The organism is Mesorhizobium sp. (genome assembly GCF_004963255.1).
Taxonomy (GTDB): Bacteria; Pseudomonadota; Alphaproteobacteria; order Rhizobiales; family Rhizobiaceae; genus Mesorhizobium.
The window spans coordinates 1-15,808 of the sequence record NZ_SUGA01000025.1 but is presented as its reverse complement, the minus strand read 5'-3'; the positions used below and the strand labels follow the sequence as shown (position 1 = coordinate 15,808).

The window sequence follows — 15,808 nt, the reverse complement described above, 5'->3', positions numbered from 1 at the left end:
CCATTCATTGGACATATAGTCGGCTGGTTTTGCCTGCGATAATGCTCGCATGAAAACGCAAACGCAAATTCCGACCGCAAGCCGGGCCGCCGGTGATGCCGATGCTGCCCTCACCCTCAACGGTCCCACAGCACTTGCCAGAGCGGTCAATGCGCTTCCGCCGCATGTCTGGTTCTGCGTCAGCGCCGTGTTCCACTATCTCGGGCCGGCTTTCGCGGTGCTGCTTTTCGATCAGGTCGGCGTGCTCGGCATGGCCTGGCTACGCATCGCCACCGCCGCTCTCATCTTCGCCCCTTTGACCAGGCCCTGGTGCGTCTTCGCGCGCGCCGACCGCGCTCAGCGACTGCTTTTGCTGACCTTCGGCGCCTGTCTGGCGGTTATGAACTGCTCGTTCTATCTGGCGCTCGACCGCCTGCCGATCTCTCTGGTGGCGGCGATCGAATTCGTCGGCACGATCGGGGTCGCGCTGGTAGGCCTGCGTAGCCCGCGCAATTTTGCCGCGCTGGCTGTCGCGGTCATCGGCACCTTGCTGCTCATCGACGTCAAATGGTCGAGCGATCCGCTTGGCCTGTTCTGGGCCTTTCTCAACGGCGCTCTGTTCGTCGGCTATATCGTAGTCGGCCATCGCATTGCCCAGACCGGCATCGGCATTGCCGGCCTCGGCACCGCCATGGCGGTCGCATTCCTCATCGTGCTGCCCATCGGGTTCGGCGAGGCGCTGCCCGCTTTCTCATCGCCGCAACTGCTGATCGCCGCGATCGGCGTCGGCGTCTGCTCCTCGGTCATTCCCTATATCTGCGACCAGTTCGCCATGGTGAGGCTGCCGCGCGCGAGCTTCGCGCTGATGCTGTCGCTCCTGCCGCTCACGGCTACGCTCATCGGCGTCATCGTGCTGCGCCAGGTGCCGAGCGTCTCCGACTGCACCGGCATTGCGCTGGTCATCGCCGGAGTGGCCATGCATCGGCCAGGAGCCGTGTAGATCAAAAAAGCGACTTCCACGCAGCAACTTAGAAAAACTCCGGTTTGGTTCCTTCACTTTCCTTTCTGTGACAACAAAACCTGCGATTGAACCAATTCCAGGCCTGCGCCGTTGTTGGCGCGGTCAAGGCTTGGAGTTATCAATGGACGGGAAACATACAAGGGAAGCACCAGACGCCTGGCACATGACTGACAGTCTTCACGTCGAGCATGGCAAAGGCGACCCATTCGCGGCGGCCATTCGGGCAACGCGAATGTCGATGCTTATCACCGATCCGCGCAAACCGGACAACCCGATCGTCTTCGTCAATGATTCGTTCCTTCGGCTGACGGGCTATGCGCGCGAAGAGGTCATGGGCAGGAACTGCCGCTTCCTGCAAGGACCGGAGACGGACCCGGCTGCCATCGCGGAACTTCGCGCGGCGGTGGCCGAGGGCAACGACATCAGCATCGACCTTTTGAACTATCGCAAGGACGGTTCCGCCTTCTGGAACGCGCTCTACATCAGCCCGGTCTACAATGACAAAGGCGAGCTTTTGTTTTTCTTCGCCTCGCAACTGGATGTCTCCGACCGCAAGCATTCCGAGCAGCGCATCGTAGCCGACAAGCAGCGCTTTGAAGAGGCGGTGAAGGAACGGACAAGGGAGCTCGAAGCTGCGCTCGAAACGCAGACCGCGCTGCTCCATGAGGTCGACCACCGGGTGAAGAACAATCTTCAGATGATCTCGTCGCTGATTCTGATGCAGAGCCGCATGATCAAGGATGAGGCCGTCAAGGACTCCCTCGCGACGATGCTGGAACGCATAGAAGCGCTGAGCACCGTCCATCGCCGACTCTACCAGTCGAAGGATGTAAGCAGGTTCGATGTCTCCGATTTCGCCAGGGACCTCGTCTCGGATCTGCTTGCCGCATCCGGTCGGCCGCAGATCAGTTCGAAACTCGACCTGGAGCCGATCGTCGTTCCCGCCGACAAGGCGACGCCGGTGGCGCTGATCGTGAACGAGCTTGTCACCAATGCCCTGAAGCATGCCTTCAAGGACGAGACGACGCCCGGCAGCATCGGCGTCAAGATGAGCCAGCCGGACGGACATCTCATCATTGAAGTTTCCGACGACGGCGTCGGCATGGACGGGAACGCCGGCGAGAGTTCCTTCGGCATGCGCCTGATCCGGCAACTCGGGCGCCAGCTTCGTGCCGATGTCGAGTGGCGGAACGCAAGTCCGGGCACGCGAGTTTTAATCAAAATGCCGAACGAAGAGCAGAAAAGGGACATGTCATGAGCCAGCCGCTGAACGTGCTCATCATCGAAGATGAGGCCCTGCTTGCCATGGAATTGGAGAGTCTGATCGAGGAGGCAGGCCACCGGGTCGTCGGCTGGGCCATTTCATCGGATGAGGCAAAGGCCATGGTCGATACCGAACGCGCCGACATCGCGTTCGTGGACATTCATCTGTCGGACGGCCCGACAGGCGTCGACGTTGCCGAGTATATAAAACAGTCGGGTCAGCCGATGGTCGTGTTCATGACCGCGAATCCGAAACGCATTCCAGAGAATTTCGCCGGCGCGGTTGGCGTCATTTCGAAGCCCTACACTATGAACGGGCTGATGTCGGCCCTGCGCTATCTGCACGAAGGCGTGCGCCGCCCGCCTCCGGCGTCGGCGCTGCCCGCTGGCTTCACATTATCGCCCGACTTTGCAGCGGTTTGGGCACCGGCCGTTGCCTGACCCGCGAATCCTCAGGCAAGCTTCTCCTTCAGAAACGCCACCGTCCGGCCCCAGGCGAGATCGGCGGCTTTCTTGTCATAGCGCGCGGCCGAGGTGTCGTTGTTGAAGGCGTGGTTGGCGCCCTCATAGACATAGACCTTGTATTCGACATGCGCGGCGTCGAGCGCTTTCTTGTAGGCATCGATGCCCGCATTGGTCCGGCTGTCGAGACCGGCATAATGCAGCAGCAGCGGTGCCTTGATCTTCGGCACATCTTCGGCCTTCGGCTGCATGCCGTAATAGGCGACGGCGGCCGCCAGGTCCGGTGCATGGACGGCAAGCTGGTTCACCGCGCCGCCGCCCCAGCAGAAGCCGACCGCCCCGACCTTGCCGTTACCGTCCTTGAGGCTCTTGAGATAGGCGACCGTCGCCACGCCGTCGGCCGCGACCTGGGCGGCATCGAGCTTGGTGAACATGTCGCGCGCCTTGTCCTCGTCGGAAGGCGTACCGCCAAGCGGCGACAGGAAATCCGGCGCGAGCGCCACGAACCCTTCCAGCGCCACGCGCCGGGCGACATCGCGGATATGCGGGTTGAGCCCCCGGTTCTCATGGATGACGATGACCGTGCCGAGCTTGCCCTGCTGATCGGCCGGCTTGACCAGATAGGCTTTCATCTCGCCGCTCGAGCCGGGATAGGTGATGTCCTGGCCCTTAACGCGGCTGTCGTCCTCGGCGACGATCGCCGCTTTTGCGGAATTGGCAGCCAGCATCGGCGCGACCGCGGCCGCCGCGGCGCCCGAGCCCGCCAGCCTCGTCAACTGCTCCATGAAGCGGCGCCGGTCGAGCGTCAGATGCGTGTATTCGTCATAGGCGTCGATCATCGCCTGAGTAATAGAAGGTTGAGTGATGACGGGCTTGGCAACGGGCTCGGTCATGGCTTTCCTCGAAGACAGCTGGGAACGGTTGGCAGGGTGATCCGCAAGATAGGGTCGGGATTCAAGCGGTCCAGTCACGTCCAGATGACGATCAAGAGAGCCGCAGCTCGCCCATCACATTTTGGTCATTTCCGAAAGCCTTGATGGTGCTGTCACATAAGGACGCAAAATTGCGGGAGCCGCCTTGCCGATACGAATGACGAAAAGGGGAATGCCATGAACGTCCAGGACATCATCAACACCGTTTCTTCGAAGGCCGGCCTCGACGAGCCGACCACCGAGAAGGTCGTCGGCACCATCTTTTCCGTGCTCGAGCACGAGGCGGAAGGTACCAGCGTTTCGTCTTTCTTCGCCCAGATCCCCGGCGCCGACGCGCTGGCTCAGAAATATGATGTGATGGCCGCCGGTGCGGCCAATTCGGGCGGCAGCCTCCTGTCGTCGCTGCAAGGGGCGCTTGGCGGCGTGCTCGGCGAGAAGGCCGGCGCGCTGATCAACGGCATCGCGGCGCTTAAAGCGTCCGGCCTCGACATGGCGCAGATCCAGCAGGCCGGCGAGACCTTGATCAAGCAGGCGGAGGCCGCCGCCGGCCCCGATCTCACCAACCAGGTGCTGGACCAGGTGCCGAGCTTGAGGGGGCATCTCGGGCTTTGAAGCCCGACGCCTTCCCTCATTTGGGCAGCGTGTAGGCCATCACATAGTCGCCCGGCTTGGTGCCGACCGAGCCGTGGCCGCCGGCGACGATGACGACGAACTGGCGGCCGTCGGCAACCGTGTAGGTCATCGGCGTCGCCTGGCCGCCCGCCGGCAGCCTCGCCTGCCAGAGTTGCCTGCCGGTGGTGAGGTCGTAAGCGCGCAGATAGTCATCGACCGCCGCGCCCAGGAAAGCGACGCCGCCCGCCGTGATCATCGGTCCGCCGATGCCTGGAACGCCGACCTTGAGCGGCAATGGCAGTGGCGTCATGTCGTAGACGGTGCCGTTGCGGTGCTTGTAGGCGATGTTTCCGGTCTTCAGGTCGACGCCGGCGACATAGCCCCAGGGCGGCGCCTGGCAGGGGATGCCGAGCGGCGACAGGAACGGCCCCATCACCACCGCGTAAGGCGCGCCCTCGTTGCGGTTCAGCCCCTGCTCGCTGCCCTTGGTATCGCCCGGCGGCGGCACGTCCGCGCGCGGGATGAGCTTGGACGTGAACGCCAGGTAGGTCGGCATGCCGAACATCACCTGCCGCACCGGATCGACCGCGACACCGCCCCAGTTGAAGACGCCGAAATTGCCGGGATAGATCAGCGAGCCCTGCAGCGAGGGCGGCGTGTAGCGCCCCTCATAGCGCAATTTCTTCAACTCGATCCGGCAGGCCAGCTGATCGAACAGGGTGATGCCCCACATGTCGGCGCCGGTCAGCGGCTTCGGATTGAAGGAAAGGTCCGAGGCCGGCTGTGTCGGCGAGGCATGATCGCCCTCGATCGCGCCGCCAGGCGCCGGCACTTCCTTGACCGGGATGATCGGCTCGCCCGTGCGCCGGTCGAGCACGTAGAGGTCGCCCTGCTTGGTCGGCCCGACCAGCGCCGGCACGACGCCGCTCGCCGTGGTGATGTCGACCAGCGACGGCTGCGCCGGCACGTCCATGTCCCACAGGTCGTGATGCACTGTCTGCCGCACCCAGCGCAATTGGCCGGTGTTGAGGTCGAGCGCGGCGATCGATGAGGAGAATTTCTCGACATTGGCGCTGCGGCCCATGCCGAGCTGGTCCGGCGTCTGGTTGCCGAGCGGCACGTAGAGCAGCCCGAGCTTCTCGTCGGCGCTCGCGGTCGACCACATGTTGGGCGAGTTGTGGGTGTAGGTCTGCCCGGCGGGCAGCGGCGTCGTCACATCCGGATTGCCGGAATCCCAGTTCCACAGCAGCGCGCCGGTGTCGACATCGAAGGCGCGGATGACGCCCGACGGCTCTTCGGTCGAGTAATTGTCGTTGACCGCGCCGCCGACGATGATCTTGCCGGCGACGATGAGCGGCGCCGAGGTCGAATAATAATAACCCGACTTCGGATAGGGCATATTGGCCATCAGGTTCAGCGTGCCGCCCTCCGCGAAGGACGGGCACAGCTGCCCATTGGCCGCGTCGAGCGCGATCAGGCGAGCGTCCGACGTCGGCAGGTAGACGCGCTGCGCGCAGGGCTGGCCGGCGGCGATCTTGGCATCGGCATAATAGGACACGCCGCGGCAGGTCTGGTGCTGGCGGTTGTTGTCGAGCTTGATCTTGGGATCGTAGCGCCACTTTTCCTTGCCGCTCGCGGCATCGATGGCGATGGCGAAGTTGTGCGGCGTGCAGATGAACAGCGCGTCGCCGATCTTCAGCGGCGTAACCTGATAGGTCGTTTCGCCGATATCGTCGGGGCCCTTCACGTCGCCGGTGCGGTAGGTCCAGGCCGGCTGCAACTTGGCGACATTGTCCGGCGTGATCTGGTCGAGCGGCGAATAGCGCTGGCCGAACGGCGTGCGGCCGTAGAAATGCCACTCGCCAGCCGGCATGTCGCCGCCGAGATTGGCAGCCGTCGTAATCTTCTCAGTGCCGAGCGTCCCCGCGATATCCTTCGGGTCGGCGGTCATCGAATAACCGGCGACGGCAAGCGAGGCGAGCACGGCCAGGATCAGTGGCGCGCGTCCGTCGGGGCCGCGCAGGCCGCGCCTCGCCCAAGGCGTCAGAAGCCACAGGGCGATGAGCACGATGACGCCGCCGCGCGGACCGAGCTGCCACCAGTCGAAGCCGATTTCCCACACCGCCCAGCACAAAGTGGCGAGCACGAACAGCGCGTAGAGCCAGAGCGAGGTCGACCTGCGCCTGAAGAGCAGCCAGGCGGTGATTAGGAAGACCAGGCCGGCGATCAGGTAGTACCAACTGCCACCCAGCGCGACGAGCCAGATGCCGCCACCGCCGAGAACGAGACCGATGAGGAAGAGGACGAGGGAGGTGATGGTGACAGCCAAGACGGTGCTCCTTCGACTGTTGCGCGCATCAAGCAATTCCAGAAAAAGCGTGAAGCGTCTTTCCGTCCGGAACTGCGTCAAACAAGATAGAGCAGCTTGCGGGATGCGACAGGCCCCGCCCTGCTGGCAGCTTTCCCCTCACCCGCTCCGGCTGTCAAGTTGGCCCTGGACACGCGAAACTAGAACAAAACGTAGACAGTTCTGGTCTTTCGCTGCCGAATCACTACATTCGGGGGCGATGTCGGGCTTTTCCGAAGACATGCCTTTTTTCGATGAACCGAATGCGCGGCCCGCTGCGGCCCCGTCCGGCATAGCCGCGCGCGCCATGGCGGCGCGCAGCGGGCAGAACAGCGCGCCCGATTATCTGAAGGGCCTGAACCCGGAGCAGCGGCTCGCCGTTGAGACGACCGAAGGCCCGGTCCTGGTGCTGGCCGGCGCTGGCACCGGCAAGACGCGTGTGCTCACCACCCGCATCGCCCACATCCTTGCCACCGGCAGGGCCTTCCCCTCGCAGATCCTCGCCGTCACCTTCACCAACAAGGCGGCGCGCGAGATGAAGCAGCGCATCGGCCACCTGATCGGCGAAGGCAATGTCGAGGGCATGCCCTGGCTCGGCACCTTCCATTCGATCGGCGTCAAGCTGTTGCGGCGCCATGCCGAGCTTGCCGGGCTGAAATCGGATTTCACCATCCTCGACACCGACGACGTGGTGCGGCTGATCAAGCAGCTCATCCAGGCCGAAGGGCTGGACGACAAGCGCTGGCCGGCCAAGACCTTCGCCCAGATGCTCGACAACTGGAAGAACAAGGGCCTCGGCCCCGACGAGATTCCGGAAGGCGACGCGCGCAGCTTCGGCAACGGCAAGGGCCGTCAGCTCTACAAGGCCTATCAGGAACGGCTGCAGACGCTGAATTCCTGCGACTTCGGCGATCTGCTCTATCACCCGATCCGCATCTTCCGCGCCTATCCGGACGTGCTGAAGGAATACCACCGCAAATTCAAATACATACTGGTCGACGAGTACCAGGACACCAACACCGCGCAGTACATGTGGCTGCGGCTCCTGGCGCAGCGGCCCCAGGCGGGACGCTCTGCGACTTCCGACTCGGCCGAAGGCCGCAAGCCCGACCGGGCGTCCGAGCCGTTGCGAGGCCACTCCCGCGACGCCGAAGGCGAGCAAAAAAGAGGGGTCGGGCCCGCGCCGGCAGGCGCGGAACAGCCCGTGAGCGTGAATATTTGCTGCGTCGGCGACGACGACCAGTCGATCTACGGCTGGCGCGGTGCCGAGGTCGACAACATCCTGCGCTTCGACAAGGATTTTCCGGGCGCCACCATCATAAGGCTGGAGCGCAACTATCGCTCCACCGCGCATATCCTGGGCGCTGCATCCCACCTCATCGCCCACAATGAGGGCCGCTTCGGCAAGACGCTGTTCACCGACCGCGACGACCCCGAGGACGACAAGGTGCATGTCCATGCCGCCTGGGACTCCGAGGAAGAGGCGCGCGCTGTCGGCGACGCCATCGAGGCCTACCAGCGGCAGAAGCACAATCTCAACGACATGGCGATTCTCGTCCGCGCGTCCTTCCAGATGCGCGCCTTCGAAGACCGCTTCATCACGCTGGGCCTCAACTACCGCGTCATCGGCGGCCCGCGCTTCTACGAGCGCCTGGAAATCCGCGACGCGCTGGCCTTCTTCCGCGTCGTCGCGAATGGCGGCGACGACCTTGCCTTCGAACGCATCGTTAACGTGCCGAAGCGTGGGCTAGGCGAAGCCACCATCCGCCAGATCCACGACACCGCGCGCGCCATGCGCGTGCCGATGCTGGAGGCGGCGGCGACGCTCGCCGAAAGCGACGAGTTGAAGCCGAAGCCGCGCGCAGCGCTACGCGAGGTCGCGGCCAATTTCGAACGCTGGCAGAAAGCGCTGGAAACGAAGCCGCACACCGAGCTCGCAGAGACCATTCTGGAGGAGAGCGGCTACACCGACATGTGGAAGAACGACCGCTCGGCCGAGGCGCCTGGACGGTTGGAAAACCTCAAGGAGCTGATCCGCTCGATGGAGGAGTATGAATCGCTCCGCTCCTTCCTCGAGCATGTCGCGCTGGTCATGGATGCCGAGCAGAATGCCGAGCAGGATGCCGTCTCGATCATGACGCTGCATTCGGCCAAGGGCCTCGAATTCGAGACCGTGTTCCTCCCCGGCTGGGAGGAAGGCCTGTTCCCGCATCAGCGCGCGCTGGACGAAGGCGGCCGCTCCGGCCTGGAGGAAGAACGCCGCCTCGCTTATGTCGGCCTGACGCGGGCGAAGAAGAACCTGCACATCTGGTTCGTCTCCAACCGTCAGATCCACGGGCTATGGCAATCGACCATCCCGTCGCGCTTCGTCGACGAGTTGCCGGAGACCCATATCGACATCGCCGAAGGCGGCAATAGCTACGGCGGCTATGGCAACCCCTATGGTGGCGGCGCCTTTGCATCGGGACGCGGTGGCGGCCGGCAGAACCCGTACGGCGCCTCGCGCTTCGACAATGTCGGCGCCAAGGACCAGGGCAGCTTCTCCAACACCTATGCCACGCCCGGCTGGCAGCGCGCCCAGGCCAACCGCACCGAGGCGACCGACCGCAACTGGGGCACCCGCTCCGGCCACCAGGTCGAACGTATCGGCTATGGCGAAACAGATAGCGGCTACGGCGCCGGTCGCACCTCGGTGAAAGGCCGCACCATCGAGGGCGAGCTGGTCGCCAAATCCGTCGCCGACACGCCATCGGCCTTCAATGTCGGCGACCGCGTCTTCCACCAGAAATTCGGCAACGGCAACATCGCGGCCATCGAAGGCAACAAGCTCACCATCGACTTCGACAAGGCGGGGCAGAAACGCGTGCTGGACGGGTTTGTCGCGCCGGTGTAATCGGCCTCCTCACCTGTACCTTGCCTGGTTCCACTTATGGCCGAGCAGCGACAGGATGATGATCAGCCCGTTGAAAAACTGGACGTAGAAGCCGCTGAGGCCCGCCGCCACCACGCCCGTCTGGATGAATGACACGGTGACTGCGCCGATCGCGCCGCCGACGACGGTGCCGATGCCGCCCCAGGTCGGCGTGCCGCCGACGAACACCGAGGCAAGCACCGGCAGCAGATAGCCGTCGCCGGCCGTCGGCCACCAGGTGAAGTTGATCATCACCGAGAAGGTGCCGGCGATCGCGGCGCCTATGCCGGTGAAGACGAACACCTTCACCCGCACGAGCTTGACGTCGATGCCCATCTGCTTGGCGCTGTCGGGATTGTCGCCGACCACCTTGACCTGCGCGCCGAAGCGATGCCGGTTGAAGAGCAGCGCCGAGAACACGACGAAGGCGATGGCCCAGAAGATCTGCACCGGGATGCCCCAGATCTGGCTGGAGAAGATCTTGTAGGCCGCGCTATTGGCCAGATTGGTCAGCGCCGTCGACTTGCCCTCGTTGATGATCTGGATCAGGCCGCGCAGCAGGAAGTTCATGCCGAGCGTGGCGATCAGCGACGACAGCCCGCCATAGACGACCAGCGAGCCGACCAGGAAGCCGAGCAGCGTGCCAGTGATGAGCGCGGCTGCAATGCCAAGAAATGGATCGTAGCCCGCCTGCACCACCAGCGCAAAAACCCAGGAGGCGAAGCCCATCGTCGCCGGGAACGACAGGTCGATCTCGCCGCAAGTGACGACGAAGACCAAAGGCACGACGACGAAAAGCGCGACGGGAAGCGTCGTCAGCACCGAGCTGTAGAGATACCAGGTTGTGAACACGGTCGGGTTGGCGATCATGAACACCGCCATCATGACGATGAACACCGCGAGCGTGCCGAGCGAAGCGCGGTTGTCGAGCACGAAGCCGCGCAGCCAATTGTCGGAGGGATGGCTCCATTCCTTGGCGGCCTTCTTGGTCATCTGGCCGCCTGCCCTTCCCAGAGGAGATTGCAGATCGGGTTCCATCGCCTTGCTCATTGCGCTCTCTGCTCCGCTTCGCCGGCATCGTGCAGCCCCGGCAGGCCGCCGGGATGCGCGACATCTTCCATGAAGTTGATCAGGTCGTCGGCCGACTTGACCTCGCTGCGGTCGGCCGTCAGCGCCACCTTGCCGCGGTCGAGCACGACGAAGCGGTCGGCGATGTCGAAGACGTGGTGGATGTTATGGCCGATGAACAGGATCGAGCGGCCGCTCGCCCGCACCTGGCGCACGAAGTGAAAGACCTTTGCCGTCTCGGTCAGCGACAGCGCCGTGGTCGGCTCGTCGAGGATGATCAGCTCCGCCTGCTTGTAGATGGCGCGCGCGATCGCCACGCCCTGGCGCTCGCCGCCCGAAAGCTGGCCGACGATCGACTGCGGCGTGAACACTTTTGAGGTGAAGCCGATCTCGCGCATCAGCCGGCTCGCCTCCGCGACCTCCTTGTTGACCTTGAGCCAGCCCATGAAGCCGGTGAGCTCGCGGCCCATGAAGATGTTGCGCACGATGGTCTGCTGCACGGCCAGCGCCCGGTCCTGGAACACCGTCTCGATGCCGGCGTCGCGCGAGCGCGCCGCGCTCCATCCGGCGACCGGCTTGCCGCGCACCAGGATCTCGCCGCTGGTCGGCTTGACGACGCCGGACAGGATCTTGATCAGCGTCGACTTGCCGGCGCCGTTGTCGCCGATCAGGCCCACCACCTCGCCGCGATCGACGCTGAGGTTGACGCCGCCCAGCGCATAGACCTGGCCGTAGGATTTCTTGATGTCGCGCAGTTCGATGATGCGTTCGCTCATGCGATCCTCGCTTGAATTGTCTGTTATGCCTGCCTCGTCCGCAGGCGGTCCCGCCGGCCGGGTTGGGTCCGGCCGGCGGCCTGGGAGGTCAGCGCAGCGCCTGCTTGGCGAGCTCTGAGACGATCTCGTAGTTCTGCGGCGTGACGAAGCCGGCGCCGGTGTCGATATTCATGGGCGCAAGACCGAGCACCACCTGCTGGCAGAGACTGAGGATCGGCAGATAGCCTTGCATGAACGGCTGCTGGTCGGCCGTCAGTTGCACCCAGCCGCCCTTGAAGGCCTCGACGATCTGCGGGCTGGTGTCGAAGCCGAAATTGAAGATGTCGCCGGGCTTCCTGCCCGCCGCCTGCATGTAGGTGGCGACATTGCCGAGCATCTGCCCGCCGGGATAGCCGACCGCCTTGACGCCGGGATTGTTGAGCAGCGCCGCAGTGATCGGCGGAATCGCGAGATTGGGATCGGCTGCCCATTCGGTTTGTGAATTGATTTGAACGACGTCGACGCCGGCCTCCTTCAGCGCGGCGACGGTCCCACGCTCGCGCGCGCCGCGGCTCTCGTTCTCGAACGGGCCGATCATGATCGCCTTGTCGCCGGCCTTCAGCCCGGCCAGCTTGAACGCCTCGGCGCCGAGCGCGCGCCCTTGCTGCTCCTGCTGCGCGCCGACATAACCGCCGCCGAACGCCGCCACCACTGTCGGCACCGGAACGTTCTGGTACATCATCTTGATGCCGTCCTTATGCGCCTGTTCGGCCAGCGGCATGATCGCGGCGTCGCCCGGATGACCCATCATGGCGATGCCCTGCGGCTTGACGGCGACCGCCTCGCGCAATTGCTGCACCATCTTTTCGACGTCCCAGCCGGAAAAGATGTAGTCGACCTTCGGCCCGAGATCGGCCGCCGCCTGCTTGGCGCCATTGTAGACGATCGTGCCGAAGGCGTCGCCCTCGGCGCCGCCGACGAAGAAGCGGATGTGGACGTCCTTGCACCATTGGGCGTCAAGCGCCTTTGCCGGCAGAGTGGAAATCGAGGCGCAGAGCGCCGTGGCGGCCGCCACGACGGTCGAGCGCAGAACAGTCCTTCTGGTCGTGATGCTCATGCACGTTCCTCCCTTTTGGTCCCTCGCGATGGAGGGTTTCGACAATGATTTGGATCGGCCGGCTCCTCCCGCCGGCCGGCACTCAAGTCGGCCAGTACTCAAGCCGGATTGGGCAGGTAGCTGTTCCCTCCCCGGCATTGCTTGAGATATTCCAGCGCCCGGACTTGGCCGGTGATCTCCAGGTCGCCGCGATAGACCGGGTCGTGCCAGCCCTCGATGTCGATGGCGCCCTTGTAGCCGGCCAGCCGCAATTCGCTGATCACGCGCGTCCAGTCGCTGTCGCCAAAGCCCGGCGTGCGCATCTGCACGAAAGGCAGGCGGCCGAACACGCCATGCTCGCGGATCACGTCCCAGCGCACCGTCGCGTCCTTGCCATGGACATGGAAGATGCGCGGCGCCCATTTGCGGATCTGCGGGATCGGGTCGATCAGGTAGACGAGCTGGTGGCAGGGCTCCCATTCGAGGCCGAGGTTCTCATCCGGCACTTCGTTGAACATCAGCTCCCAGGCGTCCGGGTTGTGCGCGATGTTCCAGTCGCCGCTCGCCCAGTTGCCGTCCATGGCGCAGTTCTCGAAGGCGATGCGCACGCCCTTGTCGGCGGCGCGTTTGGCGAGCGGCCCCCACACCTCGCGGAAGCGCGGCAGGCTGTCGGTGAGCTTCTTGCCGCGCAGGCGGCCGGTGAAGCCGCAGACCATCGAAGTGCCGAACAGATGCGCGTTGTCGATCACCGTCTCCCAGGCCGCGAGCACGCCGCGATCGACCTCGCCGCTTTCGAGCGGATTGCCGAACACGCCGAGCGACGACACGGTGACGTCCGCATCACCGATCGCGTCACGGATTTCGCCGGCGAGGCGCTTCAGGTCCTTGCCGCCCAACGTCTGCCAGAAGAAAGGCTGGATGCTCTCGAAGCCAAGCGGCAGAATCTGTTTTACGTAGGCGGCCGGATCGTCGAGATTTGCCCGCACCATGGTGCCGATCCTGATATCGAGAAGCGGGTTCGGCATCGTCATCCTTCCTGGGTCGCGATCGCCACGCGCCGTCCGGTCTCCGCGCTTTCGATCGCGCCGAAGACCATGGCGAGGCTTTTGATATTGTCGACGCCGCGGGTCTCCGGCTCGGTGCCGGTTTCGATCGCGCGCATGAAATCCTGGATGATGCCGAGATGTCCGCCGACGCGGTCGGCTGGGTCGAGCGCCGGCACCTCGATTGAATGCGTCTTGTCGATGATACCGTCGCGGCCCGACGCAACCACCTCCGCCTTCAGCCCGTCATGGCCGTCCCACAAAAGGCTGCCGCGCTCGGCGACGATGCGCCAGCTGCCCTCCCAGCTGGTGCGGAAACCGTCGGCGCACCAGGAGCCGGCATAGGTGAAGACCTTGCCGCCGCCGAGGTCGAAGACGGCGCTGGCCGACGAGCCCTGCCGGTACCACGAACTGGCCGGCTCCCATTCCTGGCAATAAACGCTGGCCGGCTCGCCGGCGACCATGTAGCGGGCGGCGTCGAAGGTGTGGATCGCCATGTCGAGCAAAAGCACATGGTCCATCTCCTCGCGAAAGCCGCCGAAATGCGGCGCGATGAAGAAATCGGCATGGATGCTGGTCGGCTTGCCGATGGCACCGGAGTCGAGGAAGCGCCTGATCCGCCTGACATTGGCGACATAGCGCCGGTTCTGGACGACGGCATGGACGCGCCCGGCCTGGCGCGCCGCCGCGATGATGGCCCGCGCATTTTCGGGGCTGTCGGCCAGCGGCTTTTCGGTCAGCAGATGGCAATGATGGGCAAAGGCAGAAAGCGCAACCTCGCGACGTGCCGCCGGAACCACGACGTCGAACACGGCGTCGGGTTTCGTCTCGTCGAGGACGGCGTCGAGGCTGGTGCCGATGACGGCGTTGCTGAGATCGTATTCGCGCGCTCTCGTCTGCGCCCGTTCGGCATCGAGGTCGACCAGGCCGGCAATGGCGAGCCCGTCGATCTGCCTTGCGGCATCGAGCCACTGCCTGCTCATGGCTCCGCACCCGACCAGGACGACCTTCATCATCCAGCGCTCCTCCTCCGCTCGGCCCCTCCAGTCCGAGTGTCACGGCATTTCCGGTATCACCGTAAACGTTTTTCCGTAAACGTTTACGAGAACACACCCGATGGCCTAGAATGTCAATCACCCGCTCGCGAAAATCGACACCCACTGCTTGGCCTGAAGGGCGGCCGGTGCTAGCGAAGACATGGGGAGAACCGGCCTTGGCGTCCAGCATCCACGATCTCGCGCGTCACCTGAACATTTCGATCGGCACCGTGTCGCGCGCGCTGAACGGCCGCGCCGATGTCAACGCGGAGACGCGCCAGCGCGTGCTGGAGGCGGCCAGGACGCTGAACTATTCGCCCAACCAGTCCGGCCGCAGCCTGAGGAAAGGCGCTACCCATTCGATCGCCTTCATGCTGCAGCCGCATCCGGGTGACCAGCAATATGGCGAGCCGTTCTTCATCCCGTTCCTGACCGGTCTGCAGGCGCGGCTTGCCGAAAGCGACCTCGATCTGATGGTCGTCATGGGCGAGCCTGGTCAATATCAGCCGGAGAGGCTGCGCCGCGTGGTTGAGACGCGGCGGGCCGACGCGGTCGTGTTGGCCAATACACGGCGGGAAGACGATCGGATCGACTATCTCAGCAAGGCCGGCTTTCCCTTCGCCACGCTTGGCCGAAGCCAATCCGGCGGCGACACCTATCCGTCGCTCGATATCGATTTCGAAAGGGCGGGTGAGGAAGCTGTCGACCGGCTGGTCGCGCGCGGCCACCGACGCATTGCCGCCATCCGCCCTTCGCTCGATCTCAACTTCGGCTACCTGTTCCTCGACGGCTATCGCAAGGCGCTGAAGCGGCACGGCATCGAAGTCGACCCTGGCCTGATCGCCGACGGCTTCATCAACGAGACTGGCGGCTATCAGGTGACGCCGCACGTGATGCTCTCCAAGGACCGGCCGACAGCCATCATCTTCAACAATGACGCCATGGCGCTCGGCGGCTGCAAGGCGCTGGCCGAGATGGGCATCAGGCCGGGCCACGACATCGCGGTGATCGTCATCGTCGACACGCCGCTCTGCCGCTACTTCTCGCCGGCGCTGACCGCCTTCCGACCGTCGCTGGAGCCGATGGGCCGGCGGCTGGCCGAGATGCTGCTCGCCTCGCTCCCGGCTTTCGCCGGTCCCGAAGGCACACGCATCATCCGCGAGGTCTGGCCGCTGGAGCTGGTCGCAAGAGAGAGCGATTGAGGCGGAGCGCTTTCCCTTCTCCCCCTGTGAGGGTTTTGCACGGGAGCCGATATTTAGCGCACGAGGCAGATGGGCGTTTT

The 15,808-nt window shown here is 64.4% G+C and carries 13 protein-coding genes; 6 read left to right on the top strand and 7 right to left on the bottom strand.

What is annotated here, in order from left to right:
- Positions 1-49 precede the first annotated feature (49 nt).
- From E5X34_RS22360 to E5X34_RS22350, 3 genes are read left to right on the top strand one after another with little or no spacing between them, the layout of a single operon-like run.
- Positions 50-979 carry a DMT family transporter gene (locus E5X34_RS22360; RefSeq protein WP_292568973.1) on the top strand — a complete coding sequence of 310 codons (930 nt, stop codon included), beginning with the start codon at positions 50-52 and terminating at the stop codon, positions 977-979.
- Positions 930-2,258, top strand: a complete 1,329-nt coding sequence (locus E5X34_RS22355) for a histidine kinase dimerization/phosphoacceptor domain -containing protein (protein WP_366664901.1) — start codon at positions 930-932, stop codon at positions 2,256-2,258. Before E5X34_RS22360 ends, E5X34_RS22355 begins: the two co-directional genes overlap by 50 nt.
- Complete coding sequence (locus tag E5X34_RS22350; RefSeq protein ID WP_292568971.1) at positions 2,255-2,704, top strand: response regulator; 450 nt, start codon at positions 2,255-2,257, stop codon at positions 2,702-2,704. The genes E5X34_RS22355 and E5X34_RS22350 overlap by 4 nt, the downstream gene beginning before the upstream one ends.
- Positions 2,705-2,715: 11 nt before the next feature.
- Here the strand turns inward: E5X34_RS22350 and E5X34_RS22345 are convergent, their stop codons facing one another.
- The gene (locus E5X34_RS22345) at positions 2,716-3,618 is read right to left on the bottom strand and encodes a dienelactone hydrolase family protein (RefSeq protein WP_292568969.1); all 903 of its coding nucleotides are present in this window, start codon (positions 3,616-3,618) and stop codon (positions 2,716-2,718) included.
- A gap of 216 nt (positions 3,619-3,834) precedes the next feature.
- Between E5X34_RS22345 and E5X34_RS22340 the strand changes: the two genes are divergently transcribed.
- Positions 3,835-4,269, top strand: coding sequence for a hypothetical protein (locus tag E5X34_RS22340; protein ID WP_292568967.1), 435 nt, complete (start codon positions 3,835-3,837; stop codon positions 4,267-4,269).
- Positions 4,270-4,285: 16 nt separating this feature from the next.
- On the opposite strand, the gene E5X34_RS22335 is transcribed toward E5X34_RS22340, so the two are convergent.
- Complete coding sequence (locus E5X34_RS22335) at positions 4,286-6,598, bottom strand: glucose/quinate/shikimate family membrane-bound PQQ-dependent dehydrogenase (RefSeq protein WP_292568965.1); 2,313 nt, start codon at positions 6,596-6,598, stop codon at positions 4,286-4,288.
- 238 nt (positions 6,599-6,836) lie between these two features.
- Here E5X34_RS22335 and E5X34_RS22330 point away from each other — a divergent pair, with 238 nt between their 5' ends.
- Positions 6,837-9,509, top strand: coding sequence for an ATP-dependent helicase (locus tag E5X34_RS22330; protein WP_292568963.1), 2,673 nt, complete (start codon positions 6,837-6,839; stop codon positions 9,507-9,509).
- 9 nt (positions 9,510-9,518) lie between these two features.
- On the opposite strand, the gene E5X34_RS22325 is transcribed toward E5X34_RS22330, so the two are convergent.
- The 5 genes from E5X34_RS22325 to E5X34_RS22305 all read right to left on the bottom strand — a co-directional run bounded on the left by E5X34_RS22325 (position 9,519) and on the right by E5X34_RS22305 (position 14,505).
- Positions 9,519-10,577, bottom strand: coding sequence for an ABC transporter permease (locus E5X34_RS22325; protein ID WP_292568961.1), 1,059 nt, complete (start codon positions 10,575-10,577; stop codon positions 9,519-9,521).
- Positions 10,574-11,371: an ATP-binding cassette domain-containing protein gene (locus E5X34_RS22320; protein WP_292568959.1), complete on the bottom strand. Its 798-nt coding sequence runs from the start codon at positions 11,369-11,371 to the stop codon at positions 10,574-10,576. The genes E5X34_RS22325 and E5X34_RS22320 overlap by 4 nt, the downstream gene beginning before the upstream one ends.
- An 88-nt stretch (positions 11,372-11,459) precedes the next feature.
- Complete coding sequence (locus E5X34_RS22315) at positions 11,460-12,467, bottom strand: substrate-binding domain-containing protein (RefSeq protein ID WP_292568957.1); 1,008 nt, start codon at positions 12,465-12,467, stop codon at positions 11,460-11,462.
- A 98-nt stretch (positions 12,468-12,565) separates the two neighbouring features.
- Positions 12,566-13,471: a sugar phosphate isomerase/epimerase gene (locus E5X34_RS22310; protein WP_292568955.1), complete on the bottom strand. Its 906-nt coding sequence runs from the start codon at positions 13,469-13,471 to the stop codon at positions 12,566-12,568.
- 2 nt (positions 13,472-13,473) lie between these two features.
- Entirely contained in the window at positions 13,474-14,505 is a 1,032-nt protein-coding gene (locus E5X34_RS22305; RefSeq protein WP_292568953.1) for a Gfo/Idh/MocA family oxidoreductase, read from the bottom strand.
- A gap of 197 nt (positions 14,506-14,702) precedes the next feature.
- Between E5X34_RS22305 and E5X34_RS22300 the strand changes: the two genes are divergently transcribed.
- Positions 14,703-15,728 carry a LacI family DNA-binding transcriptional regulator gene (locus E5X34_RS22300; RefSeq protein WP_292568952.1) on the top strand — a complete coding sequence of 342 codons (1,026 nt, stop codon included), beginning with the start codon at positions 14,703-14,705 and terminating at the stop codon, positions 15,726-15,728.
- The last annotated feature ends 80 nt before the right edge of the window (positions 15,729-15,808 follow it).